Source organism: Alsobacter sp. (assembly GCF_059501845.1).
On record NZ_JCACDK010000022.1, the window covers coordinates 161171 to 187005 of the forward strand.

At 66.1% G+C, this 25835-nt stretch carries 22 protein-coding genes and 1 pseudogene; 15 read left to right on the forward strand and 8 right to left on the reverse strand.

Going from position 1 to position 25835, the window contains the following annotated elements:
• The first annotated feature begins 47 nt into the window (after positions 1–47).
• From AC5JCN_RS27085 to AC5JCN_RS27100, 4 genes are all read left to right on the forward strand, one after another.
• Positions 48–1856, forward strand: coding sequence for a type I secretion system permease/ATPase (locus AC5JCN_RS27085; protein WP_495758259.1), 1809 nt, complete (start codon positions 48–50; stop codon positions 1854–1856).
• Entirely contained in the window at positions 1853–3184 is a 1332-nt protein-coding gene (locus AC5JCN_RS27090; protein ID WP_495758260.1) for an HlyD family type I secretion periplasmic adaptor subunit, read from the forward strand. The genes AC5JCN_RS27085 and AC5JCN_RS27090 overlap by 4 nt, the downstream gene beginning before the upstream one ends.
• A 341-nt stretch (positions 3185–3525) precedes the next feature.
• Positions 3526–4644 carry a calcium-binding protein gene (locus AC5JCN_RS27095; RefSeq protein ID WP_495758261.1) on the forward strand — a complete coding sequence of 373 codons (1119 nt, stop codon included), beginning with the start codon at positions 3526–3528 and terminating at the stop codon, positions 4642–4644.
• A gap of 42 nt (positions 4645–4686) precedes the next feature.
• On the forward strand, positions 4687–5811 hold the full coding sequence (locus tag AC5JCN_RS27100) for a Hint domain-containing protein (protein ID WP_495758262.1): 1125 nt from the start codon (positions 4687–4689) through the stop codon (positions 5809–5811).
• 106 nt (positions 5812–5917) lie between these two features.
• Here AC5JCN_RS27100 and AC5JCN_RS27105 read toward each other — a convergent pair whose 3' ends face one another.
• Together AC5JCN_RS27105 and AC5JCN_RS27110 are read right to left on the reverse strand one after the other, a co-directional pair.
• Positions 5918–6583, reverse strand: a complete 666-nt coding sequence (locus AC5JCN_RS27105) for a class I SAM-dependent methyltransferase (RefSeq protein ID WP_495758263.1) — start codon at positions 6581–6583, stop codon at positions 5918–5920.
• Positions 6584–6593: 10 nt separating this feature from the next.
• Complete coding sequence (locus AC5JCN_RS27110) at positions 6594–7481, reverse strand: hypothetical protein (protein ID WP_495758264.1); 888 nt, start codon at positions 7479–7481, stop codon at positions 6594–6596.
• Between the two features lie 233 nt (positions 7482–7714).
• Here AC5JCN_RS27110 and AC5JCN_RS27115 point away from each other — a divergent pair, with 233 nt between their 5' ends.
• The 5 genes from AC5JCN_RS27115 (at position 7715) to AC5JCN_RS27135 (ending at position 15964) form a co-directional block, all read left to right on the forward strand.
• Positions 7715–8953 carry a glycosyltransferase gene (locus AC5JCN_RS27115; RefSeq protein WP_495758265.1) on the forward strand — a complete coding sequence of 413 codons (1239 nt, stop codon included), beginning with the start codon at positions 7715–7717 and terminating at the stop codon, positions 8951–8953.
• A 48-nt stretch (positions 8954–9001) separates the two neighbouring features.
• Positions 9002–11548 (forward strand): glycosyltransferase, encoded by a 2547-nt coding sequence (locus tag AC5JCN_RS27120; RefSeq protein WP_495758266.1) that lies wholly within the window; start codon positions 9002–9004, stop codon positions 11546–11548.
• 21 nt (positions 11549–11569) lie between these two features.
• Positions 11570–13375, forward strand: coding sequence for a glycosyltransferase family 2 protein (locus AC5JCN_RS27125; protein WP_495758267.1), 1806 nt, complete (start codon positions 11570–11572; stop codon positions 13373–13375).
• The gene (locus tag AC5JCN_RS27130) at positions 13372–14685 is read left to right on the forward strand and encodes a glycosyltransferase (protein WP_495758268.1); all 1314 of its coding nucleotides are present in this window, start codon (positions 13372–13374) and stop codon (positions 14683–14685) included. Before AC5JCN_RS27125 ends, AC5JCN_RS27130 begins: the two co-directional genes overlap by 4 nt.
• A 118-nt stretch (positions 14686–14803) precedes the next feature.
• Positions 14804–15964, forward strand: coding sequence for a polysaccharide pyruvyl transferase family protein (locus tag AC5JCN_RS27135; protein WP_495758269.1), 1161 nt, complete (start codon positions 14804–14806; stop codon positions 15962–15964).
• A 12-nt stretch (positions 15965–15976) separates the two neighbouring features.
• On the opposite strand, the gene AC5JCN_RS27140 is transcribed toward AC5JCN_RS27135, so the two are convergent.
• Complete coding sequence (locus AC5JCN_RS27140) at positions 15977–17143, reverse strand: hypothetical protein (RefSeq protein ID WP_495758270.1); 1167 nt, start codon at positions 17141–17143, stop codon at positions 15977–15979.
• A gap of 145 nt (positions 17144–17288) precedes the next feature.
• The gene (locus tag AC5JCN_RS27145; RefSeq protein ID WP_495758271.1) at positions 17289–17756 is read right to left on the reverse strand and encodes an RbsD/FucU family protein; all 468 of its coding nucleotides are present in this window, start codon (positions 17754–17756) and stop codon (positions 17289–17291) included.
• Between the two features lie 310 nt (positions 17757–18066).
• Between AC5JCN_RS27145 and rfbC the strand changes: the two genes are divergently transcribed.
• The gene (gene rfbC / locus AC5JCN_RS27150) at positions 18067–18633 is read left to right on the forward strand and encodes a dTDP-4-dehydrorhamnose 3,5-epimerase (RefSeq protein WP_495758272.1); all 567 of its coding nucleotides are present in this window, start codon (positions 18067–18069) and stop codon (positions 18631–18633) included.
• Position 18634: 1 nt separating this feature from the next.
• On the opposite strand, the gene AC5JCN_RS27155 is transcribed toward rfbC, so the two are convergent.
• From AC5JCN_RS27155 to AC5JCN_RS27165, 3 genes are read right to left on the reverse strand one after another with little or no spacing between them, the layout of a single operon-like run.
• Entirely contained in the window at positions 18635–19510 is an 876-nt protein-coding gene (locus AC5JCN_RS27155) for a carbohydrate ABC transporter permease (RefSeq protein WP_495758273.1), read from the reverse strand.
• Complete coding sequence (locus AC5JCN_RS27160; RefSeq protein WP_495758274.1) at positions 19503–20456, reverse strand: carbohydrate ABC transporter permease; 954 nt, start codon at positions 20454–20456, stop codon at positions 19503–19505. The genes AC5JCN_RS27155 and AC5JCN_RS27160 overlap by 8 nt, the downstream gene beginning before the upstream one ends.
• Before the next feature lie 59 nt (positions 20457–20515).
• Positions 20516–21853: an ABC transporter substrate-binding protein gene (locus tag AC5JCN_RS27165; protein WP_495758275.1), complete on the reverse strand. Its 1338-nt coding sequence runs from the start codon at positions 21851–21853 to the stop codon at positions 20516–20518.
• A gap of 529 nt (positions 21854–22382) precedes the next feature.
• Here AC5JCN_RS27165 and AC5JCN_RS27170 point away from each other — a divergent pair.
• A complete protein-coding gene (locus AC5JCN_RS27170; RefSeq protein ID WP_495758276.1) occupies positions 22383–22913 on the forward strand; it encodes a response regulator in 531 nt (176 codons plus the stop codon).
• Positions 22914–22918: 5 nt separating this feature from the next.
• On the opposite strand, the gene AC5JCN_RS27175 is transcribed toward AC5JCN_RS27170, so the two are convergent.
• Positions 22919–23668, reverse strand: a complete 750-nt coding sequence (locus AC5JCN_RS27175) for an SDR family NAD(P)-dependent oxidoreductase (RefSeq protein WP_495758277.1) — start codon at positions 23666–23668, stop codon at positions 22919–22921.
• 267 nt (positions 23669–23935) lie between these two features.
• On the opposite strand from AC5JCN_RS27175, the gene AC5JCN_RS27180 reads away from it, so the two are divergent.
• The 4 genes and pseudogenes from AC5JCN_RS27180 to AC5JCN_RS27195 all read left to right on the forward strand — a co-directional run.
• Entirely contained in the window at positions 23936–24301 is a 366-nt protein-coding gene (locus AC5JCN_RS27180) for an NADH-quinone oxidoreductase subunit A (RefSeq protein ID WP_495758278.1), read from the forward strand.
• Positions 24292–24876, forward strand: a complete 585-nt coding sequence (locus AC5JCN_RS27185; protein WP_495758279.1) for a NuoB/complex I 20 kDa subunit family protein — start codon at positions 24292–24294, stop codon at positions 24874–24876. The genes AC5JCN_RS27180 and AC5JCN_RS27185 overlap by 10 nt, the downstream gene beginning before the upstream one ends.
• Positions 24877–24992: 116 nt before the next feature.
• The gene (locus AC5JCN_RS27190) at positions 24993–25592 is read left to right on the forward strand and encodes an NADH-quinone oxidoreductase subunit C (RefSeq protein ID WP_495758280.1); all 600 of its coding nucleotides are present in this window, start codon (positions 24993–24995) and stop codon (positions 25590–25592) included.
• 11 nt (positions 25593–25603) lie between these two features.
• A pseudogene (locus AC5JCN_RS27195) lies at positions 25604–25835 on the forward strand (NADH-quinone oxidoreductase subunit D); the annotation flags it as partial.

The following is a 25835-nucleotide window of genomic DNA, read 5'->3' on the forward strand; positions in this document are numbered from 1 at the left end:
TCCGGGATCCGGGCAAGCAGGCTGACGATGGCACGAGGATCGACGTCGTGATCAGACAAATATTCGCGAAGTCGAACCCTCTGCGCGATGCCGTCAGGGGAACGTGGCCGGCGATGCGTTCGATCATCGCGATCAGCCTGTTTCTCAACCTCCTCGCATTCACCCCCGCGCTCTACATGATGGGTGCATTCGAGCGCGTGCTGTCGTCGCGGAACGTCGTCACGTGGACGTTCCTGACCGGCATTTTCGTGGTCCTTTGCTTCGCCTACGCCATCCTGAGCAGCCTCCGGGCGCGCACATTGTCGAGCGTCAGCTACGCCTTCGACCAGGCTTTGTCCCGCAAGCTGTTCGACGCCGTGCACCGGGCCATGCTCGGCCGGGCGCCCGGGCAGGGCGTCGTGACGCCCGTCCAGGCGATGCGCGACCTCGACGTGATCCGCGACAACCTCTCGGGCAAGCTCGTCGCCTCCGGCGTGGACCTGTGCTTCGCGCCGCTCTTTGTGATCACGCTGGGCCTGTTGCACCCGCTGATCGGCCTCGCCACCCTCGTGCTGATGGCCAGTGTCGTTGCGCTGGGCTTCATCCAGAACATGTCGAGCGCGAACTCGATGCTGCGTGCTACCGCGGCGAGTGTTCATGCCTCCGAATTCGCCACCGCGATCCTGCGCAACAGCGAGGTGATCCAGGCCCACGGCATGGGCGGGGAACTCCAGGGGCGCTGGCGGCGGCTGCGCGAAGCGGGCCTCGCCTGGCACGCAAAGGCCGGGGAGAGCGCCGTCTGGGCCAGTATCGGTCTCCAGGCCATCAATTTTGGCGGTTCAACCCTCGTTGCCGCCATCGCCCTGTTCCTCGTTCTTGAAAACCTCGCCTCCGCCCACATCCTGTTCGGTGCCATGGTGATGGCGGCGAAGGCCTTGTTGCCGATGTCGCAGCTCGCCAGCAACTGGAAGTCTTTCGTCTCCACGGAATACTCCTTCCAGCGAGTCGACCGCCTGTTTGAAAGCCTTCCCGACCTGCCGCCGCGGATGGCGCTGCCTCGTCCGGCGGGGCACGTGACCTTCGACAACGTGACCGCGACCGCACCAGGAGGCGGGCGGCCCGTCCTGCGCAAGCTGAGCTTCGAGCTCGAGGCAGGGCAGGTTCTGGGTGTCATCGGCCCCAGCGCGGCCGGCAAGTCGAGCCTGTCGCGCGTCCTCGTCGGCATCTGGCCGACCGCGGAGGGCGCTGTCCGCATCGACGGCAACGAGATCTCGCACTGGGACCCGCAGGAACTCGGCCGCCACATCGGCTACATCCCGCAGGACGTCGAGCTCTTCGCAGGCAGCGTGGCCGAGAACATCGCCCGCTTCGGAAGCGCGACCAGCGAGGAGGTGATCGCGGCGGCGATGATGGCCGGCGTGCACGACCTCATCCAGTCGCTTCCCGACGGCTACAACACCGAGATCGGCGACGGCGGCCTGCGCCTGTCCGGCGGCCAGCGCCAGCGCATCGCGCTCGCGCGGGCCGTCTTCGGCACGCCTCCCCTGATCGTTCTCGACGAGCCCAATGCGAGCCTCGACACCATCGGGGAGGAGTGTCTGGTGGAGGCGATCCGCCACCTCAAGCGCGCGGGCTCGACGGTCGTCATCGTCACCCACCGCTCCAACATGATCTCCCAGGTCGACCGCATCCTGCTGATGTCCGAGGGGACCGCGCGGCTCTACGGCACGCGGGAGGAGGTGATGGGGCAGCTCGGCATGCGCAACGTCGTGCCCATGATGGCACCCCCTCCCAAGACCACGGTCGAGGCAGCCCAGGGACGCACCGGGCCGCAGACCTGGATTCCCGCAGCGCTCCGCACGAGGACCGGCTCATGACGGCCAGCACCGACCACGCTACGCCAGACCTCGCGCCCCACGCCGACTGGAGCCGGCTCGTCCGCCAGTCCTGGATCGTGATCCTCTGCGTGTTCGGGCTGGGCGGAGCCTGGGCCTTCACGGCACGTCTGGACTCCGGCGCCGTGGCGCCAGGTGTCGTCGCGGTGGAATCCAGCCGCAAGACTGTCCAGCACCTCGAAGGCGGCATCGTGAAGGAGATCCTGGCCCGCGACGGAGACCTGGTTCAAAAGGGCCAGCTTCTCGTCCGGCTGGACGATACGCAGGCGAGAGCTTCGGCCCGCGTCATCGAAAAGCAGCTGGCGGCCACGCTCGCCGAAGAGGCCCGGCTCGTCGCCGAGCGGGATGGCGCTGAAACCGTCGCCTTCCCGCCCGAGGTGACGCGTGAGCAGGACGACCCGATGATCGCGCGCGCGATTGCCGACCAGCTCGCCCAGTTCCGCGAGCGCAACTCGAACGTGACGGCCCAGCAGGCGATCCTCGAGGCGCGCATCGGCCAGCTGAGCGAGGTGATCACCGGCACGCAGCGCGAGAACCAGGCCAATGAGGAGCAACTGGCCACCATCGAGCGGGAACTCGTCGGCCTCCGCAGCCTGCTGGAGAAGAACCTCGTCCAGCTGCCGCGTGTGCTCGCGCTGGAGCGAGAACGCTCCCGGCTCGGCGGCGCGGTCGGCCGGGCACAGGCGGACCTGGCCAAGACCGAGCAGTCCATCGGCGAGACACGGATGCAGATCGCCCAGCTGAAGCAGCAGTTTCTCGAAAACGTCAGCAAGGATCTTCCCAACGTCCGGCGCAACATCGCGGAACTGCGGGAAAAGCTCTCCGTCCAGCACGACATCCTGCGGCGCGTCGACATCGTGGCCCCGCAGACCGGGGTGATCCAGGGTACAAAAGTGTTCACGGTGGGTGGCGTGATCAGGCCGGGCGATCCGCTGATGGAGGTCGCTCCCGTGGCCGACCAGCTCGTGATACGGGCCCAGGTCAATCCGATCGACGTCGACACCGTACATATCGGCGACAAGGCCGAGATCCGCTTTCCGTCCTTCTCCAGCACCAAGCCGCCGCTCTTCTTCGGCACTGTCCGGAGGCTGTCGCGGGATCGCGTGACGGATGACCGCAACCCGAATGCTCAGCCCTACTTCGCGGCCGAGATCGCCGTCGACTACGACAAGATCGAGCCCTGGTACCGTGACCGGATCCTGGCCGGCATGGCCGCCGATGTCGTCATCGCAACCGGCGAGCGCACGGCCATCCAGTACCTGATCGGCCCGCTCGTCGAACGGCTGCGCTCCGGCATGCGCGAGCGCTGACGGGCCGGCATACAGCGTCGAGGTAGAGCTGATCGAAGGCGGCGCGCGGCGGGGATCCATCCCGCCGCGCGCTTCGTTTGGCGCGAACGGCAGAATAGCGATGCTCAGCAACTCCGAAGTAATTTATCGGCCTAAGCAAACAATAAACGAGCGTTTTCGTTGCATCGCGTAGATTGGTTGTGAGTCAGAAAGAAATATCGCCAATGTATGCAACCTGAGAAGCCAAAGTTACTGCGCGTTAATTCCTGAGGCCCGATTGTACGTCGCACTAACAAGAACAACAAAATCATAACAAGAATAAAACTTATCAAAAAACCTGAAATATCGGGAAAGGCAAGCAGATGGCTCTCCAGTATAACCTCGACAAGGGGTCTGCGCTCGGTTCGTTCGCAGACTTCGTACACGCGCAGAATTACAGCGATGCCTTTGAGCACGCACTTCTCAACTCTGCGCCGGACCAGACCGGCAAGGTTGGTCAGGTAGATATCAAGAATCTCGATCTTTACGGCGAGAACTTCGACGACTCCGGCTACGACGCCGCCTATATCTCCACATACAACGCGGCCGACAGTACAAGTCAGACGGCGCTGGACAACGCCCGGATCATTCTCTTCGACAAATCTGTCGAGGATGTGGACCTCGATCTGGCCGGCAGCAAGTCGCATTTCATCGGACTCACCGCCGGCGATGACAGCATCACCATCAGCGGCAGCTCCGCTCAGATTGTCGATGCCGGTGCTGGCGACAACTTCGTCCAGACCGGGAAAGGCAACGACCTGATCATGTCTGGCGACGGCGACGACATTGTCCTGGCAGGCCGCGGCAACGACACCATCTACGGTGGCGGTGGCGCGGATCATCTGTCAGGCGAGCGCGGCGACGACAGCATCATCGGTGGTGGCGGCGACGCCACGATCGACGGCGGCTCGGGTTTCGACGTCGCGGTGGTCGATGGCGCAAAGGCCGACTTCCACTATGTCGGTCACGCTTGGGTCAGCTCCGAGACCGGCGACCAGATCGGCAATGTCGAATACACGCAACTGAGCGATGACAGCGTTCTGATCACGGTGGCGTCCGACCACCAGGCCGCGTTGGCCAGGCTGTTCCAGGCCGTGAACAACCAGGACCCGACGGCGGCCGACTACAAGAGCGCGCTCGTCGCCCTCAACAATGGCGACTCGCTCGAGAACATCGCCAAGACCATGGTCGACAAGCTGGACGGTGACACGGACCTGGGTGGGGCCGACCTCACGAGCGCCGCAGCCAAGAAGACCTTTGTCACCGAGGTGATCGGCAACCTGTTCGACGGTTCAGCGGGTGCCTGGAAGAGCGCCGACGTGGACAGCTACGTGTCGTCACTGCCGAATTGGAGCAAGGCCAAGATCGTCGCCGACTTGGTGACCAAGATCTCCGCGGCCGACGACCACATCGGCATCCACATCGACACCACCACGACCTGATCGCCTTCGATCACAGCGTTCTAGAGTTCAAGGAACACGATCATGGCCACATACATCGGAAGCGATGACGAGGACGACTACATCTTCGGAACGGACGAGGCGGATCGCATCATCGGAAAGGACGGTGACGACGCGCTCTTTGGTGGCGGCGGAGACGACACCATCATCGGCGGCGCCGGACAGGACGACATCTTCGGTGGGGATGACAACGACTACCTCCTCGGAGGCGCCGGAAACGATGCGATTTCAGGCGATGCCGGCAACGACACGATCCGTGGCGGAGCCGGTGACGACGTCATCAGCGGCGGGGCAGGGAGCGATCTCCTGTCCGGCGGCCGGGGCAAGGACACGTTCGTCTACGACGGTGCCAACTCGGGCAGCGACATCATCCAGGACTTCAATCCATCGGAGGATACGCTCGACCTGACCGGCATCACCGGCCTCACCAGGAACCACCTGGCGTTCAATGCCACCTCGCAGGGTGTCGAGGTCTACTCGACCGACGCGAACATCAACGTTCGCATCCTTCTCAAGGGTGTGACCGAGGCTGAACTCACCAAGGAAAACCTGCTCGTTGCCTGCTTCGTGCGGGGGACGGCGATCCTGACGCCTGCAGGTGAAGTACCCGTCGAGACGCTCGCCATCGGCGACCTCGTCTCGACGCTGGGCGGGGTCGAGCGCCCCGTGAAGTGGATCGGCCGGCGCTCCTACAAGCGCCGGTTCATCGGCCGGAACTCCGAGGCAAACCCCGTGCTCATCAGCGCGGGTGCCCTCGGCCTCGGCGTGCCGCACCGGGATCTCACAGTTTCGGGTAAGCATGCCATGTTCTTCGACGGCGTCTTCGTGCGCGCCGAAGATCTGGTCAACGGCGACACGATCACCCGGGACACCAGCCTGGAGCTGATCGAGTACTTCCACGTCGAGCTCGACACAGCCGACGTGATCTTCGCAAACGGTGCGGCAACGGAGACGTTCGCCAACCACAACAGCCGCCGCATGTTCGTGAACTGGCGCGAATACGTCGACCTCTACGGGTCGGAGGACGCCGTGCAGCCGAACGCCGCTGGCGAGTTCGAGCGGCCCTATCCGCTCGCGACAGGGGGCGACGCTCTCCGCGCCGTTCTCGAAGGGCTGCCGCAGCCGGAGCCGCTGCGCAGGGCCGCCTGACGCGGCCAGGACAGTCGAAACGGAGAGGGGCCGTCCCGCGGGGCGGCCCCTTTTCATTTGCGGGGTAGCGAAGGCCGATTGGGGAGTTTTGGGAGCGCCCGGGCGCTCACACCGGAAAGAAGGCGGTGAGTTCCGCGGTGTCCGTGCCGGGCTTCAGGCCCAGCCCCCAAAGATCGAAGACGCGGCCCTCCCAGGTGCGCGCTTCCTCGAAGCCGGCCTCCAGCAACAGTCGGCCGAGCCGCTCGGCGGAAAAGCCGGTGCGGTGAGCCATGAAGGCGTTGCCCGCAGAAACGGCGCTGCGGAGCCCGAACAGCACGTCCACCGGAGTCACGGGCCCGGCCGGCGCCAGGTAGAGCGTGTCTTCGAGCCGGCCCGCCGCGATCTCCGCCGCGACCCGCACGAGATCCGGCGTCGTGCACAGGAGAAAGCCGGACGGCTTCAAAACGCGGACGAACTCGCGCAGTGCCCTGCGGACTTCGTGTTCGTAGAGATGTTCGAGATTGTGTGACGACCACACCGCATCGACGCTGCCGTCCGCGATGCAGCCGAGATCGGCGATCGATGCCACGACATCAGGGGACACCGACGGATCAATGTCGAGGCGCAGCTCGCGCCATGCTGTACCCCGGAAGGCAGGGTGGAGCTTGTCGGCATGGCGGTGGCCGCAGCCCACGTGCAGGCACACCCGCTCGAGCACCGCGCCGGGCGCGGTCTCGTGGCAGGCCTGCACGGGGTCGGCCTCCGGCCGGAGGTCGGCCGGTTGGGACAGCAAGGGATTGCTCCTAGCGCGCGATGTTGGCGGCGCGGAAGACCCTGACGCGGCCCCGGGCGGGCACAGGCTCGGGCGAGGCAGCCGGAGGGGCCGCTTCCGTCTCCGGCGCGGGCTCGGCCAATGCTGCGGCCTCGCGGGGCTTGAGGTCGACCCGCAAGCCGGTGAGAGCCTCGTGTCCGGTCGGCCCGGCGATCTCGACCGTCCGCCCGGTGACGGTTCGCGCCGGCATGCCCTTGAACACAGCCGTGGCAACGAACTCGTAGCCGTCGGCCTGCGAGCCGTTCAACTCGAAGAAGACGCGCGTGATGGGTGTGGCCTGGCCCTTCGTTCCCACCATCTGGCCCGGCACACGCGCCATGTGCCGGCCACGCCCGGGCATTTCGCAGCCGTAGGACAGCCTCACGCCCTTGATCGACTCGATCCAGGAGAGCGAGAACGCTTCCAGCCTGTCGTCGCCTCCGACCGAGCCGAGCCAGCCGGAAGCGCCGGCCCGGGCATCACCCTGCTTGTTCAGATGGCCTTCGAGGATGAAGCGCCCGGAGGAAATGGCGGCCTCGGCAGGCGCCTGCTGGTTCGCGGCCGCAGGCGGGCGGACTTCCGGCCTGCCGATTGGCTCCAGCTTCAGTTCGACGTCCGTCGAAACGCACAACGGGTCCGCGATCGACGTGACCATGAGCGTGGCCGGTTGCGAGGCCCTGATGGCGACGCAGTCGTCGAAGCGGGACAGAACCTGCTCCGAGACGTCCGGAGAGAACAGCATCTCTATGCCCTCGGCAGCACCGGGCTTGCCGAGCACGAGAATGCGCGGGGGCCGCATCATGTCGGTGGCCGACACGTAGCGCAGCACGTGCAACCCCTTCTTCACGGGCAGCAGGACGGTCGCGAAGCGTTCGGTCATGGGGTCCCCGGATTGGTCCGTGATGTGAGGGCTGAGCGGCGGATGCGGCGCGCCCGAAGAGCTGAGGATAGGCAGCGCCCGGCTCCGGTCAAAGAGAATGCAGCAGAACCGGAAGTAAAGAATATCCTATGGTGAAGTGGGAGTTACACAGATCGCCGCCTCGACAGCAGTACAATTTAACGTCGATGAAAGTGATCATAAGATGATTTGTTGATACGCTCGACGGGGGGAAGATGCGAGACATTTTATTCATTCACATCAATTTTCCGGGCCAGTTCGTACACCTTGCCAAGGCACTGGCGCGGTCGGGTCGCTGGAAGGTCTTCTCCATCGGGGGAGAGACCGCCAGGGGCTTGCCCGGCATTCGGCTGGAACGCTACGCCGCTGACGCGGACGGTCTCGACGGGCTTGAGCCGGTCGTGCGCCGCGGTGCCGTGGAGACGCGTCGCGCGCTGGCGGTCGCCGCTGTTTGCCGTTCGCTGCGCGAGCAGGGTTGCGATCCCGCAGTCGTGGTCGGGCACTCAGGCTGGGGCGAGATGCAGTTCGTCCGGGACGTCTTCCCGCACGCCCGGATCGTCTCCTACCTGGAGTTCTATTTCAGCTTCGACGGCGCCGACGTGAACTTCGATCCGGAGTTCCCGCCCCTGGGGGTCGACGCACGTGAGCGGGTGCGGGCGCGGAACGCCCCGGCGCTGTTTGCCGCGGTCGATTCGGACGCCCTGGTCACGCCGACGCAGTGGCAGGCCAGCCGCTTCCCGGCGGATATTCGCGCTCGGCTGGACGTCGTCCACGAGGGAGTCGACACACGGCGGGCCGTGCCGGACCCCTCCGTTCGGATGGACCTCGGCGATGTCGTGCTCTCCCCGGACGACGAGGTGGTCACCTATGTCGCCCGAAACCTCGAGCCCTATCGCGGTTTCCACGTCTTCATGCGGGCGCTTCCGCGGATCCTAGAGAACCGCCCCAACTGCAAAGTCCTCGTGATCGGCGGTGACGGAACGTCGTACGGCACGAAGCCGCCCCGCGGCCGGTCCTGGACCGACACGATGCTGGAGGAAGTGGGATCACGGCTCGACCGCCAGCGGGTCCATTTCCTGGGCCCGCTGCCCTACGAGGCCTTCCTCGCGGCCATGCAGATCAGCACGGCGCACATTTACCTGACCTATCCCTTCGTCCTGTCTTGGTCCCTGCTCGAAGCGATGTCCTGCGGGGCGCTGGTGATCGGGTCCCGCACCCCTCCAGTCGAAGAAATTGTCACGGACGGCGCCAACGGCCTCCTGGTCGACTTTTTCAACGCTGAGGCACTCGCCGCCCGGGTCTGCGACGCGCTGGAACGGCGCGCAGACATGGTTCCGCTGCGCCGGGCGGCGCGCGACACGATCGTCGAGCGCTACGACCTGCGGACGCGCTGCCTGCCCGCGCAACTCGGGCTGATCGACCGCGTGGCGGGCACGGGAGTTGCCGCGGCCTGACGCCGGCGGGGCTCGCTCTAGACCACGAAATTCCGGGAACACAGGGGCATGACGCAAGCGATCGATACCAAGCCCGATGCCGGCCAGCCGAAGCTGCGCCCGTTGCGCGGGCACGTCGACCTGGTGGAGGTCGGCCGCGTGAAGGGCTGGGCCTGGGACCCATCAGCCCCGGAACGCGCCGTCGCGGTCGAACTCCTGGAGGGCGATCGCGTGCTGTCGCGCGTGCTGGCCAGTGAGAACCGGCCCGACCTCCTGAAAGCCGGGATCGGCACAGGCCAGTACGGCTTCACCTTACGGCTCGACCCGCACCTCCTTCCTCTCGGCCTGCATACCGTCCGGGTCCGCTTCGGGGATACAGGGGTCGATCTGGCGGGATCGCCCACGATCATCCGCAAGCCGGGCGAGGACATCGCTCTCGACGCCGCGCGCCTGCGCGCCACGATCATCGCTCGCCTGCAAGCCATTGCGGACGCCGACGAGCTCGGCGGGTTCGTCCACATGCTGGCCGGCGCCATCGACGAGGCACTCGCGCAGCGTTTCCGGGTCGGGCTGCCGGTGCTGGCACAACGCCCTGCTGAGACGCGGGACTTGCCGCCCGGCAGCTTCAGCGAGGCGGTCGAGAGCATTCGGCGTCGCTATTCCGAAATCAGCCTGGACCTGGTGCGCTCGCCGCTCGTGTCGGTGGTCATCGTGTCGAGGGACCGTTTCGCCGAAGCCCACGCCTGCATCACGGCAATCGCGGCCGCACCGCCTTCCGTGCCGACCGAGGTGATCCTCGTCGACGACTGCTCGACCGACGAGACCATGATTGCGCGGTCGGTCCTGCCGGCATCGGTGCGCCTGTTCCGGACGGCTCAGCCACTCGGGCCAGTAAGGGCGATGCGGGCCGGACAGGCGCTGGCACAGGGCAGGTTCGTGCTGTTCCTCGATCCCGGCGTCCGCCCGTCGCGAGGCGCCATCGACGCGATGGCCGCAGCCTTCGAGGCAGAGGACCGCCCCGGAATCGTCGGTGGCCTCCTCGAAGGCGGCGACGGCAAGCTGGCCTGCGCGGGAATGGCGATCGACCCCACTGGCATCCTGCGCGTTCTCGGCGCCGGCCTGCCGCCGGATGACCCTCTCTCGGCACGGCGGTGCGAGGTCGACGCCGTACCGGCGCTCGCCCTGATGATCGAGAAGGCGCTCTGGACCCGGATCGGTGGGTGTGACGAGGAGAGCGGCGACGGCGCCCATGCCGGTGCGGATCTCGCCATGCGCGCCCGCAAGGCCGGCCGCATCGCGATCATTGATCCGCGAGCCCGCTTCGCGACCGCCATCTCGGCGGAGGCCGTGCTGACCGGCGGCCATGTCTCCGGGCGTCTGCGCCATGCCGACGCGTCCGCGCGCTTCGCGAAGCATTGGGCCGAACAGCTGTCCGCGCCTCATCCTGGGGAGCGTCCGGGGCTGCGGGGCAAGGCGATGCGTGCGCTCGTCATCGATCATTCCTGGCCGACACCGGATCGGGACGCTGGCTCCGCCGCGGTCGTTTCGCATATCCGCGCGATGATTTCGCTCGGTTACGACGTGTCCTTTGTCCCCGGAGGACCGCCGGATCGGGATGAACGCGCCATGGCGCCTTTGCAGGCGATGGGTGTTGCGTGCTGGCACGCGCCCTTCGTTTCCGGCCCCGCCGACGTGCTGCGGCAGTTGGGTCCGGAACTGGACGTCGTCTACATTCACCGGTTGCCGAACGCCCGCGGCTACCTGCCAATCGCGCGCGAACTCGCACCACGCGCCCGGATCGTCTTCTCGGTCGCCGACCTGCATTTCCTGCGCGACCGGCGCGAGGCCGAGGTGACCGGGGATCCGGAGAGGCTGGCCGCCTCAGAAGCGCTGCGGGTGGAGGAGATGGCGCTCGCCGCGCAGTCAGACGCCGTCATCACCCACTCGGGCGAAGAGGCCCGCATCCTGTCCGCGGAAATCGCGCCCGAGCGTGTCTTCGTCGTTCCCTGGACGGTCGAGGCGCGCCCCATCGAGCGGCTGCGCGACGATCGCTCGGGCATCGCCTTCATCGGCAGCTATGCGCACGCCCCCAACCTCGATGCTGCGCGCTTCCTCGTCGACGAGATCATGCCTCTCGTGCACCGCGAGGACCCCGGCATCAGGCTGATCCTGGCAGGGGCGGGGCTGCCTGACGGCTTCGCCGCGGGCCGGAAAGGCATCGAGATGCCCGGCTGGGTACCGGATCTGCACGACGGGGTGCTGTCGCGTGTCCGCCTCACCGTCGCGCCCCTTCGCTTCGGGGCGGGGCTGAAGGGAAAGGTGCTTTTCAGCCTTGCCTCCGGGGTTCCATGCCTCATGTCGGAATGCGCAGCCGAGGGTTTACCAAGAATGACTACAATACAAGGGTGGACCGTTAATGGGGCCGAAGCGTTTTCAAAAGCAATATTGGAGCTACACAACGGGAACACGACGAACGATAGCGTCATCGAAGAGGTCAGAAGGACGATCGTCGCGCTGACCTCTGCGGAAACGGTCAAGGAAAGCCTGCAAAAGGCACTGACCAAGGCGCCAGAGTTCGTCGAAATAGAATCAAATGCTGCGCCCTTGAACGCGTAGACAGAATAGACAGGTGGCACGATGAACGACCGGCCGAAACGCCGACAAGCCTGCATCGACCGGATCGTCTACTTCGCAAACCGCATTCTCCTCGAGGGCTGGAGCATGCCGCCCTTGGAAAGGGGCGAGGTCGAGGTGGACCTGCAGGGAGCGACCCATCTTCTTCCCCTCGAAGGCCTTGCGAGAGTGGACAGGCCTGACGTGGTCGCGTCCTTGCGGGCGGCCAACGGGGGCAGCGCCGACCAGCGCTTCGGCTTCGTCGTCAGCCTGGACCGGACGCGCTTGCCGGGCATCGCTCCCGACGAGGAAACGCGCTGGCGGCTTCTCGTCGACGGCCACGAGGTGGCGGCCTACGCCGGCCCAGGCACGACAGTCGGGCAGATCGGCGGCGAAGTGAACGCGGAAGCCGTTCAGTGCGTCGGGCACGCGACGGCGGCCGGCATCGTACCGCAGGCTGCCGCCCGCCTTTTCCACGCGGCGATGTCGGGCTTCGAAGGACTCCCGCGCCTCGAGGCCCATGTCGATGCCGTCGCCCGGGCCGGGCATGGCCTCGCCTGCGACGGCTGGATCGCCAACGCCCGGCAGCGGCAGATCGCGTTCCTCTCGGGCGACGGTGCCGCCTTCGTCGGGCCCGGCGATGCCCTGTTCTTCCCGCGGCCGGACGTGACGCAGCACCTGCGCCGTATCGGTCATCCCGTGGCCACCGAAGACCACGGCATGATCGCGGTCTTCTCCTGCGCCGGCGCCCATGCAAGGCACATTCTCGCCGGATCGTTCGACGGCGGGCGCCTCACCGCCTTCTTCACGGCCGGGACCGAGGCGAACTCCGACATGGCAGGGCTCTTCGCCCGCATCAATGCCGTGGAAGGCGGCGGGCGGTTCGTTGCGCCGGCAGCTGCCGACCGGCTCTACCGTCCGTTCATGCATGAGCCGCGCAAGGAGCCGGCCTGGACGGTCATCGACGTCAAGCCACTCGCCGTCAGGCCCGACCTGAGCATCATCGTCCCCTTCTACAAGGAGGACATGTTCATCCGCCACCTGACCACGATGCAGATGTGGTTCTCCGAAACGGTGGAGTGGATCTTCGTCTGCGACGATCCTTCGCTCAGGCGGAACCTTGAGACCTATCTGCGCCGCCGCGCCCCGCTGCTGCGCAACCGCACCCGCCTCGTCGTCAACCACGAGAACTACGGCTACGGCCCGTCCAACAACATCGCCGCCTCGATCGCCGAGGGCGACTACCTGCTCTTCATGAACTCCGACATCTGGGTCGACGATGCCGGGCCGCTGGAGCGGGCCGTCGCGGCGCTCGACGGGGGAGAGTTCGGCGCCATCGGGTTCCGCCTGCTGTACGAGGACGGCACGATCCAGCATGACGGACTGGCCTTCCAGACCCACCCCGACGTGCACGACCTCTACCTCGTCGAGCATCCTGGCAAGGGCCTGCCGCCACGCCCGGCAATTCCCGGCGAGATCGCCAGGGCCCCGGCCGCGACCGGCGCCCTGCTGATGGTCGGCCGCGAGCTCTTCAACCGCGTCGGCGGCTTCGATGAAATCTATGTGCGCGGCGACTTCGAGGATGCGGACCTCTGCCTGCGCATCGCCGAACTCGGCCTGCCCACCGGCATCGTGCGCGAGCCTGGCATCTATCACCTCGAGCGCCAGTCCATCCGCATGATGGGCGAGGTCTCGTTCCGCGAGGTGGTCATGTACCTGAACTGCATCACCTTCAACCGGCGCTGGAAGACGGCGCTCGACGACGCGGCGGCGGGCATCGTCGCCGATCGCAAGTCTCCCGCAATCGACTACCCGGCGGCCGCGGAATGAAAGTCCTCGTCATCTCACACGCCCATCCCGACATCTCCGCCGGCGGCGGCGAGCGGGCGGCATACTCGCTCTTCCAGCACATCCGCACCGCGGCCGGGGTGGAGGAGGCCGTCTTCCTGGCCCGGGCGCCCGGCGACGCGATCGGCCACAGCGCCTTCCTCGGCGCCTTCCGCGGGCGGCAGGACGAATTGCTGGCCTGCCCGCCGGGCCTCGATCCCTTCACCCACACGGCGCTCGATTACGCGCGGCTGGAGGAGATCGTCGACGCGGTGCTCGCCCGCTTCAAGCCGGACGTCGCCCATGTCCACCATTTCGCCTTCTGGGGTATCGAGCTCTTCGAGATCCTGAAGAAGCGCGGTGTGCGCGTGATCTTCACGATCCACGAATTCATCGCGATCTGCCACCGGCAGGGGCAGATGCTGAAGACCAACGGGCGGCTGTGCACGGTGTCCTCGCCGGCCGAATGCGCGGCATGCTTCCCGGATTTCACGCCGGGCAAGTTCTTCCTGCGCGAGAAGATGTTCAAGGCGTTCTTCGGCTTCGTCGACCACTTCATCGCGCCAAGCCGTTTCCTTGCCGACCGCTACGTGGCCTGGGGCGTGCCTGCGGACCGCATCAGCGTCGTCGAGAACCCGCTGGCGCTGGAGGTGCTGGCTGCGGCCAGGAGGGTGCGCGAGCGCGTCGCCGCCATGCCGCCCGTGCCGCCGCCGGAACCCGATCCCGAGCCCGCCTTGATCGAGACCGACGGCTACCGCGGCAGGGACAGGCGCCGCCCCCGGCGCCGCGGACCACGGCTGCGTATCGGCTTCTTCGGCCAGATCAATCCCTACAAGGGGGTGGACGTGCTGCTGGAAGCCCTGTCGCTCCTCGACGAGGAGGAGAGGGCGGCCTTCCATGTCGGCCTGCACGGCGCCAACCTGGAGATCCAGGAGCCCTGGTTCCAGGAGAAGTTCGCGCGGCTGCATGGCGCGGTGAAGGACTGCGTTTCGCTCCGCGGTGCCTACCAGAACGACCGCGTCCTCGAACTCATGGCCGAGTACGACTGGATCATCGTCCCCTCCGTCTGGTGGGAGAACTCGCCCGTCGTCATCCAGGAGGCGCTTGCCGTCGGCAAGCCCATCCTCTGCAGCCGCATCGGCGGCATGGCGGAAAAGGTGCGCGACGGCGAGACCGGGCTCTACTTCGAGCCGGGAAGCGCCAGCGACCTGGCGGCTCGACTGCTCGACATCGGGCGCTGGAAAGACCGGCTGGTCCCGCCGCCCGAGCTGCCGGCGGCAGCAACCACCGATATCGTCGGGCGCTACCAGTGACCCAGCGCAACTCCCACAACACGTCGCGGCAGACAGAACCGGGCAGGCCGATGTCGCTCGCCCGCGGTGCCGCCGGGCACGTGCAATTCGAACGGCAGGACGCGACAGGAGACGTGCGATGAGAATAGCCCTTATGAGTTCCGCCGTCGGCCTCGACAATGTGCACCTGATGGACGGCGAGACGATCGACCGCCTCCACGGCGGCAATACCGGCAACCTGGCCTTCGTGAACGCGATAGACCTGCATCTCGGGCGCAAGGCCACGGTCGTGTCCTGGGGCACTCCCGCCGCCCAGCTCAAGGCGATCGCCGACATGATCGTCATAGCCTGCGCCAACCAGCTCGGTCCCCATGTCGACCTCGGCCGGAATGCGGCGGTTCTGGAAGCGGCCGGGCTGCCGGTTGTGGCCATCGGTCTCGGCGCACAGGCCAACAGCCAGTCCCAGGATGCGCAAATCCCGGAGGGAACGCAGCGCTGGCTTCGCGTGCTGTCAGATCATGCGCCCTCGAAGGCGCCGAACATCGGTGTCCGCGGCGCCTACACTCTGGCGCAGCTGGAGCGTCTCGGCCTCGACCGGCAGGCCGTCGTGATCGGATGCCCGTCCAACTTCACGAACCTCGAAAGCGACTTCGTCGCCGACATCATCGCCCGGTCGGAGCGCCCGGTGCGCCGTGTGGCATCCGCCGCGGGGCAGCCGCACTGGCCGCAACTCGCCGCCATCGAGCGGTCGATCCTCGATCTCGTCGACGAGACCGACGGGTCCTGCATCATCCAGCACAATAAGCTGATGGTTCATCTCGGCCAGGCCGAGTTCAACAAGATCGACGAAAAGAACTACGCGTTCCTCAAGGCCTACTTCCGTCCGAAGCTGAGCGACGAGGAGTTCGCGTACTGGTGCCGCCGGAACATGCTTTGCTTCGGCAACGCCGAGGCCTGGATGAAGTGGCTTCAGCGGCACGATTTCGTCGTCGGCCCGCGCTTCCATGGCATCATGCTTGCCATCCAGGCGGGCGTGCCCGCGGGCTGCGTGGCGCATGACAGCCGTACGCTCGAACTCTGCCAGACGATGGCGCTGCCGGTGCTGGACTACAAGGATGTCCCGCTACCCTTGTCGCTCGACAGCCTCCGCCGCCTCTTCCCGTTCGACGCGGAACGCTATCGCCGCACACGGCGGTCGCTCGCGCAGTCCTACCTTTCCATTCTCGACGGAGCGGGACTGGAGCGGGACGAGAGGCTGTCGGACATCGCCGAAATCCAGCAGCTCGCCATGGCGGTATAGGCTGGTGTCGGCCTAACGCAGGTCGAGCGGCTGGGCGTAGAGGTCGCGGTTGAGCGTGCCGGACCCGTTCCTGAGACGGTGCACGGTGTAGAAGAGCAGCGGACTGCTTCCGTCGACGGTGTCGAAGTTGCGGGACCGGCTTTCGGGGTCGATCAGCGACGGGTAAGCGACGAAGAACTCGCTCTGCTGCTCCCGCGGCCGCGTCGGGGCCGCCATGATCCGCTGCGGTGTCGACCAGGACCGGAGGTCGGGCGACAGCGAGTAGTAGAAGCCCGGTACCGGCTCCCGGTCACCGGCCAGCTTCTGGCGGCTCGAGTAAACCGCGATCCACTGCTTGTGGCGGGCACTCCACGAGAGTGAGCGAACTTCGTTCGGAAGAAACCCCAGGGACACGGGCTCGCACGGTTCGCCCAGTGCGAGATCGGCGCCGAAGTCGCGCCCGTTCCACGCCCTCCAGCTGCGGCCATCCATGGGGTCTCGGCTGGAAAGCAGGCAGTTTCCGCGCGCCTGGCGGGGCGGTGCCTCGACCCAGGCCAGCATCACGTGCGTCCCCTCCCAGGCGACGATGTTGCTCGTCGTGAAAGCGCCGAGGCGGCCTTTCTCACCTTCGGGGTAGGTCGATCCGAAAGACGCGACCGTCTCGCCCAACGAGAACGTGTCGCCCATGTCGGACGAGCCGAGGCTGACGAGATCGTTGAGCCAGCAGGCACCCTGGCCGCCTGTGGCACGGCAACCGCGGCGTTTCATCACCTCTGTCATGTCCCGGCTGCCGATGGCGGCCACGCGGCGCCCATCGGGTGAATACACGGCTTCGATCCACACCTTTCCGAGGTCAGGGTCGGACGCCTTTTTGCTGCTGAAGATCGTGCCGCAGCGCGGCTTGAGGTCGGCGGGACTGGTGCCGAGCAGGGACCAGTTCTCGTAATGCGTCGCGATCAGTGCAACCTGGTCGTCCGCCCTGCGGAAAGCCCGGGCCGGTGCATCCGGAATCGCCTCCGCATCGCAGCTCTGCGTTGCCCAGACATAGACGGGGTGGGGGTTCCCCGATGGGGAGATGACGAGTGTCGGCGCCTGTCCCGCGGCCAGCGCCGGCATCTGGATCATGGCCACGGCAAGGGCGGCCGTGAGGGCGGGTCCGATTGTCAGGCTAGTCCGGCGGACGCGTCTGCTGCTTGCCATGAACCCCGCCCATCCTCGTGACATCCGAGTATGGGAAGCGTTGCAGCGGTGGAGCAAGGCGCGCCGGTCGCAATCCGCGCCTTGCGTTTCCGCGACCTGAACGGCCGCGGCGGGAATTGTCGGATATCGCGCTCCGGGCAGAGTGCTACGCTTCCGGCGGCACCACACCCTTCTTCAGGATGAAGCATCCATAGAACCGCCGTTCGCCTGTGACGACCACGGCGTAGGCGGCCTTGGCGCGCTCGTAGAAGGCGAAGCGCTCGATGGAGGCAAGGGGGAAGTTCGGTTTGCCGAACTGGGCGGGGGCAACGCGGTCCACCTCGGCCTGGACCTCCTGCTGCACCGGCGGGATCTCGCCGGGCTTTCCGACCATTTCCATGCGCAGTGCCGGTTCGTCGACGAAGGTATCGAGCGGCATCACCGACAGGATGGCGCGGGCGGCGCGGGCGGCCGTGACGTTTTCCATGCGGATCAGCGAGCCGTGGACCGTCTGCTGGGCCACCGAATCGGCCGGGAAGTTGGTGTCGCAGATGATGATCTCGTCGCCGTGGCCCATCGCACGCAGGACGTAGAGCGCTTCGGCGTTGAGGACCGGATCGATACCGAGAAGCATAATTTCCCCCGTTTTCGCGTTTCTTGCGGTCCGGCGCTTGGCCGCCGGGCACGTCGCTGGGAAGAGAAGCACAGAGAGCCGAGCAGGGCCACTGCGCCCCGCGCAGGTTGGCTCACCGGACGCGGTAGCCCTCGCCGCATCTGATGCAGGCCACGCAAAAATCCCGAGCGGCGAAAGCGACGAGAATTCAGGCAAATCACCGTCACTGACATCACGGCGGGATCACCGCGGTCGGCGGACGGCCTTGCACGCGGCGGCCGTGTCGGGTTGTGGTGCTGCGGGTTTTTGGCGACAGGGCACGGCGAAGCGCATGGCGATCGACAGCGAGGAACTTTCCATCCCGGGCGTGGTGCTGGTGCGCCCCAGGCGCTTCGGCGACCACCGCGGCTGGTTCATGGAGACATGGGTCCGGGATCGGTGGGCGGCGGCGGGGATCGACGCCGACTTCGTCCAGGACAACCAGTCGATGTCGGCCAAGCCGGGGACCCTGCGGGGCCTGCACTTCCAGCGGCCGCCCTTTGCACAGGCCAAGCTCGTGCGGGTGGTCCGCGGTGCCATTTTCGACGTCGCCGTCGACGTCCGCAAAGGCTCGCCGCATTTCGCACGGTGGTGCGGGGCCACGCTGACCGCGCAGGGCGGCGAGCAGCTTTTCGTGCCCCGCGGCTTCGCGCACGGCTTCGTCACTCTCGAGCCGGACACGGAGGTCGCCTACAAGGTCGACGCCGTCTATTCCGCCGAATGCGACGGCGGGATCCGCTGGGACGATCCCGCCGTCGGCGTGGAATGGCCCTGGCCGGTGGCAGACCTGACGCTGTCGGGAAAGGACGAGGTGCTGCCTCGTCTCGCCGACATCGAGCCGCCCTTCGTCTTCGGCTAGATCACTCCTTCACGGCGCCGGTCAGGCTCGAGACGTAGTAGTCGACGAAGAACGAGTAGAAGATCGCCACCGGGATCGAGCCGAGCAGCGCGCCCGCCATCAGCGAGCCCCACTGGTAGTCGTCGCCCTGCACGAGCTGCGTGAGCACTGCCACGGGGACCGTCTTCTTCTCCGACGACTGGATGAAAGCCAGCGCGTAGATGAACTCGTTCCAGGACAGGGTGAAGGCGAAGATACCTGCCGAGATCAGGCCGGGAACGGCGAGCGGCAATGTGATGCGCCGCAGGATCTGCAGCCGCGTCGCCCCGTCGATCATGGCGCATTCCTCGAGCTCGTAGGGGATCGACTTGAAGTACCCGATGAGGAGCCACGTGCAGAACGGGATGAGGAAGGTGGGATAGGTGAGGATCAGCGCCAGCGGCGAGTCGTAGAGGCCGAGCTGAAACACCACCGTCGCCAGCGGAATGAACAGGATCGAGGGCGGGACGAGGTAGGCGAGGTAGATGCCCAGCCCGACCCAGTGGGATCCCCGGAAGCGCAGCCGCTGGATGGCGTAGGCCGCGAGCACGCTGGCGGCGATGGAGAGCACCGTGGCGGCGATGGAGATCATCATCGTCGTCCACAGCCAGCGGGGATAGTCGGTCTCGAACAGGAGCTTGCGGAAATTCTCCAGCGTCGGGGCATGCACGAAGAACGGCGAATAGGTCTTGTAGTCGTAAAGCTCCCCGTTCGGCTTCAACGCCGTGATCGCCATCCAGTAAAACGGAAACAGCAGCACGACGATGAACAGTCCGAGCGGCAGCCACAGCGTCAGGAACCGCCTCGGCAGGTTGCGAAGCCCGGTCTCGCCGACGCGGCCGGCGGTGGCGTCAGTCATCGCTTTCTCCCTGCTGCCACTTCTGCCGCGCGAGGCCGAAATAGCTGAAAATCGTCGCCGCGATCAGGAACGGGACCATGGCCACAGCGATCGCCGCGCCTTCGCCGAGCTGCCCGCCCGGAATGCCGCGCTGGAAGGCGAGGGTGGCCATGAGGTGCGTCGAGTTGACCGGACCGCCGCGCGTGATGGCGTAGACGAGCTGGAAGTCGGTGAAAGTGAAGAGGACCGAGAAGGTCAGCACGATCGCCAGCACCGGCATCAGCAGCGGCATGGTGATGTAGCGGAAGCGCTGCCAGCCGCTCGCGCCGTCCAGCAGGGCTGCCTCGTAGACAGAGGGCGAGATCGTCTGCAGCCCCGCTAGCAGGCAGATCGCCACGAACGGAATCCCGCGCCAGACATTCGCTGCGATCAGCGAAAGCCGTGCCGACCAGGGCGTGCCGAGAAAGTCGATATTGGTCTGGCGAACGCCGAGAACGTCCTTCAGGAAGTAGGAAATGATGGAGAACTGGGGGTCGTAGATCCACCAGAACGCCATGGCCGACAGCACCGTAGGCACGATCCACGGCACCAGCACGATGGCCCGGATCAGCGACTTGAACGGCATGTGCTCGTTCAGAAGCAGCGCAAGCCAGAGCCCGAGCCCGAACTTCAGTACCGTCGCCACGGCGGTGTAGACGAGCGTGTTGAAGACCGAGAGCCAGAAGATCGGGTCATGCGCCAGCGAGGCAAAGTTCTCGAGCCCGACGAACACGCCCGCCCGACCGATCTTGGTGTCGGTGAAGGCCAGCCAGAAGCCGAGACCCAGCGGGTAGGTGAGAAACACAAGCAGGAGCCCGAGGGCGGGCGCGAGGCACACCACGATCAGGAACGGCTTGGAGTCGGCCAAGCGCGTCATGAAGCTCTCGCGCTCCATGGCAGGCTCACGGAGGGCGGTCTGCGTCGTCATGGCGGCTCCCGGTCAGGGGATCCGGCGCGGTTCAGCCCGCGCCGGACGTTCGGGGCGGATCAGGCCTTGTAGTAGCGCTTGGCGCGGCGCTCGGCCTCGGCTGCCGCCTCCTCGGCGGTCATCGAGCCCGTGCAGGCGGCCGCCACCATGTCGACCATGACGTAGTCCGCGACGACGGCGGCTGACGCTTCCGAGATCGGGCCCTTGTAGGCCAGCCAGAGCGCGTCCTTCATCGTGTCCCGGTAGAGCGTCACCTTCGGGTCCTTGGCCCACACCTCGCTTTGAGCGTAGGCGGCGAGGGGCTGCGCCCAGTAGCCGTTCGATGCGGTGAGCCAGGGGTCGTACTGCTCGGATTCCATCATGAAGGTGAGGTAGGCCTTGGCGGCGTTGGGGAACTTGGTGTGCTTGAACACCATGGCGTTGACGACGAGCGCCGTCTCCGTCCCCCGGCCCACCGGGCCCACCGGCATGCGCGCGTGGTTCACGTCGTCTGCCGTGGCCTTGAGCTTGGGGTCCTGCGCGTTCTTGAAGGCGTTGTAGAGCGATACGCCGTTCTGCGTCATACCGAGTTCGCCGGCCAGAAAGGCCTTGTTGTTCGACGAATCCTGCCAGGAATTCGTACCGGGGATGAACGTCTCGTAGAGCGCCTTGCCGTATTTCAGCGCTTCAACCGTCTCCTTCGAATTGATCGCGACCTTCTGGTTCTCGTCGATCATGAAGCCGCCATGCGACCAGACAAGCCAATGGCAGAATGAGTTCGCGTCCCCCACGGCGTGGCCGACGGCGAAGCCGGCAGGATGCCCGTTCTTCTGCAGCGTCCGCGACAGCTTCAGGAAGTCGTCGAGGTTGGTCGGGAACGTGTCATAGCCGGCCTCCTTGACCCAGGACATCCGGTACACGGCAGGCCCGCCACTGCCGCCGATCGGGATGGCGACCCAGTTGTTGGTGCCGAAGCGCTTGCCATATCGCTCGGCCAGCGGGTACCAGCCGCCGTACTTCTGGCCGAGGTACTCGGCGACGTCGGTCAGTTCGATCAGCTTGTCGGAATAGAGATGCGGATCGTCGGTCCAGCCGATGACCACATCGGGGCCCGCCCCGGTGTTGGCGGTGACCGCCGTCTGTGGCCTCAGATCCTCCCAGGCCTGGTAGTCGACCTTCACCTGCACGCCGGTGGCCTGCGTGAACTTCTTCGTGTTCTCGTTGAAGAGCGTCTCGTCGGCGGGCACGAATTTCGCCGGCCGCAGCACGCGCAGGCTCGCGTCCTTCTCGACATCGAGCTTGGGAGCCGTGGCATTGCCGACAGGGATTGCTGCCCGCGCCGTCCCGGCGAGACCTGCCGACGCGGCGACGGCTCCCAGTCCGAGACCAAGCGTGTCGCGTCTCGTGAAGCGCATCATGGGAATTCCTCCTTGCAGGGGAGGGCACGCCGCCCGTTTGGCGGAGAACGCCGGCCCTGCTTCCAGGTTCGCCGGCTACCACCCCTGTTGCGCGTACCCGCCCATATCATTGCGCCCGGGTTGCATTTCCGGACGAGTTCAGGAGCCGGCCTGACCGGCTCTCCCGGGTGAGGGTGTCAGCCGTGGATCAAGTCTGTCAATGCGCCGTAAGTTGCTCTGGACATGACGAAGCTCGAACGCAGCAATACGATACGCTTCACGCGCCTACCGCAAAGACGAACTTTGAAGGACAGAAGCATGATAAATGACGGTCGATTAACCTGCGCATGCTAATACTAGGCCCAGCTGGTTCAGCCAGCCAATTTCCTGAAGCTGTCTGGCTTCGGTGGACCCCGGATAGTGCGCGATGTTGGACAATGATATTGATTTTCTGAGCGACCCGGTAAGCCTCGACGTGCAACCTGCTATGGCAAGTGAGCAGTGGGTGCGTCCGTCGCCGCCGGTCGACCAGCAAAGGTCGGCGGGCGTGATGGCCAAGCTGCTGCCCACGACTGGCCTTCTGCGTTACGGGTCGATGTTCAAGACACCGTCCTTCCCCAACATTCCGGTCCTGCTCGTGGACGACAGCGCTTTCGTGCGCAGGATGGTCCGCGGCATGCTGGAGCCGGTGAACCTGCGCTACGTCATCGAGTGCCGGGACGGGGCGGAAGCCTTGCTCCGGCTCACCCAGTTCCGCCCCGGCCTGATCATCATCGACTGGAACCTGCCGATCCTGTCGGCGATCGACGTCCTTGACGTGCTGAGGGATCCCTCCCGCTCCAACGACGCGGACGTGCCCATCATTGTCATGACCTCCACGCCGACGCAGCGCACTCTGGCGCAGGCGGCCGCGCGCAAGGTCAAGACCGTGCTGAAGAAGCCTTTCGCACCGAAGGCCCTTTGGCAGCGCATCGAGCACTTCTATGCGGCCGACGCGCCCCAGATTGCCGCCAATGACGGCACCGGGCTTCTGTCCTCGACGCATGCCGTTCCGATGGCGGCGGCGGCCTTCGGCGGCTGAGGGGTTCAGTAGGTGGCGCGGCCACCCGAGAGGTCGAACACGGCTCCGGTCGTGAACGAGTTCTCCTGCGAGACAAGCCAGGCGACCATGGCCGCAGCTTCCTCAACCTTGAGGAACCGGCCCCGAGGGATGCGCGACAGCATGTAGTCGATGTGCTGCTGGCTGATCTGGTCGAAGATCCGGGTCTTGGCGGCCGCCGGCGTGATGCAGTTCACGGCGATGTCGTGCGAGGCGAGCTCCTTGCCGAGCGACTTGGTCAGCGCGATGACCCCGGCCTTGGCGGCGGAGTACGCCGCGGCATTCGGATTGCCTTCCTTGCCGGCGATGGAGGCGACGTTGACGATGCGGCCATAGCCCCGGGAGATCATGCCGGGCACCACGGCCTTGCAGCAGTAGAAGACGCCATTCAGGTCGATGTCGAGGATGCGACGCCACTCGTCGACCGGATAGTCCACGACGGGCATGGTAGGCCCCGAGATGCCGGCATTGTTGACGAGGATGTCGATGCGCCCGAACGCCGCCTCGGTCGCGCGTGCGGCTTCCTGAACGGAGGCGTTGTCGGCCTGCTCGACCCGAAAGCCCTTCGCCCCGGCACCCAGGCCGGGCAGCGCCTCGGCCATCAGCTGGTCGTCACGGTCCCAGACCGCAATGGTCGCACCCGATTCGGCGAGACGCGAGGCCACCGCGTATCCGATGCCCTGGGCGGCTCCGGTGACGACGGCGATGCGGCCCTTGAGATCGATGGAATTGGACATGTCTTTTCAGCTCCCTGACGGGCCGCGATCATACGGATCGCTCCGCGCCCGTCGAGAGGGCTGAATCCTTGGGCGCTTGCCCCGGTGGACGCCTGGCCCGTGCGACCCGATGCGGCTTGCGTCGCTCGTTGCGCTGCGATAAGCCTCCCGTCGCGTGGCGGGGCGGCCGTTTCGCGCGAAACTCGTGGCTTTATGCCCGTTTCGGCCGCCGGCCGGGGTGGGTTCCTCCGCCGAGCCGGTCGTCCGCGCGAGCATTCCGGAGAGGCCATGCCAGAGCTGCTCTCACAGTACCTGCCGCTGGTGGTGTTTATCGCCGTCGCCATGGGCATCGGTGTCGCCCTGCTCGTCGCGCCGTTCGTTGTCGCCTATTCGCGACCCGACCCGGAGAAACTTTCGGCCTACGAGTGCGGGTTCAACGCCTTCGACGATGCCCGGATGAAGTTCGACGTCAGGTTCTATTTGGTGTCGATCCTCTTCATCATCTTCGATCTGGAGGTGGCGTTCCTGTTCCCCTGGGCAGTGGCGTTCCGGGAAATCGGGGCATTTGGCTTCTGGTCGATGATGGTGTTCCTGGGCGTGCTCACCGTCGGGTTCGCCTATGAGTGGAAGAAAGGGGCTCTGGAATGGGATTGATCGCTGACAAGGCGTCGCCCCTCGTCGCGCCCGCGCCCCGCGGCATCATCGATCCGTCGACAGGAAAGCCCATCGGGGCCAACGATCCCTTCTTCCAGGACGTGAACGCCGAACTGGCCGACAAGGGCTTCCTCGTCACGGCCACCGACGATCTCATCCAGTGGGCCCGCACGGGCTCGCTGATGTGGATGACGTTCGGGCTCGCGTGCTGCGCCGTCGAGATGATGCAGATGTCGATGCCGCGCTACGATGCCGAGCGGTTCGGCTTCGCGCCGCGTGCCTCCCCGCGCCAGTCCGACGTCATGATCGTCGCCGGCACACTGACCAACAAGATGGCTCCGGCCCTGCGCAAGGTCTACGATCAGATGCCGGAGCCCCGCTACGTCATCTCGATGGGGTCGTGTGCCAATGGCGGCGGCTACTACCACTACTCCTACGCGGTGGTGCGCGGCTGCGACCGCATCGTGCCGATCGACATCTACGTGCCGGGTTGCCCGCCGACTGCTGAAGCCCTGCTGTATGGGGTGCTGCTGCTGCAGAAGAAAATCCGTCGCACGGGTACCATCGAGCGCTGACACCCTTGTCCGGCTCCCTCTCGGGACTGGATGCCGACCACGGCCTTCGCGCCCCGGCGCGGTGGCATGTTCCTCCGGACAGGCTCCGTCACTGTCCACAAAGCGAGATCCGTCCTATGGACGAAAGCCTGAACGAGCTTGGCCAGACGATCGTCGCCAGCGTGCCGGGCGCAGTCGAAGCCTCGGTGGTGTTCGGCGAACTCAGCGTAGTCATCGAGGCCGGCTCGATCGTCGACGCCCTGAGGATGCTGCGCGATGATCCGCGCTTCGCGTTCTACTGCTTCATCGACATCTGCGGCGTCGACTACCCGGCGCGCGAGAAGCGCTTCGACGTGGTGTACCACCTGCTTTCACCGAAGCATGTCAGGCGCATTCGGGTGAAGGTTCAGGCGGACGAAGCAACGCCGGTTCCCAGCGCCGTCGACGTGTTCCCGGCCGCCAACTGGTTCGAGCGCGAAGCCTACGACCTCTACGGGATCCTCTTCTCCGGCCATCCGGACCTGCGCCGGATCCTCACCGACTACGGCTTCGAGGGTCATCCGCTGCGCAAGGACTTCCCGCTGACCGGCTTCGTCGAGGTCCGCTACGACGACGAACAGAAGCGCGTGGTCTACGAGCCCGTGCGCCTCAACCAGGAATTCCGCAACTTCGACTTCCTGTCACCCTGGGAAGGCACGGACTACGTGCTGCCGGGCGACGAGAAGGCGAAGGGCTGAGAGGCATCGCCATGGGCGAGACGAACATCCGCAACTTCTCGATCAATTTCGGGCCCCAGCACCCGGCGGCACACGGCGTGCTCCGCCTCGTGCTCGAGCTCGACGGTGAGGTGGTCGAGCGTGTCGACCCGCATATCGGCCTGCTGCATCGCGGCACCGAGAAGCTGATCGAGGCCAAGACCTACCTCCAGGCGCTGCCCTATTTCGACCGGCTCGACTACGTCGCGCCGATGAACCAGGAGC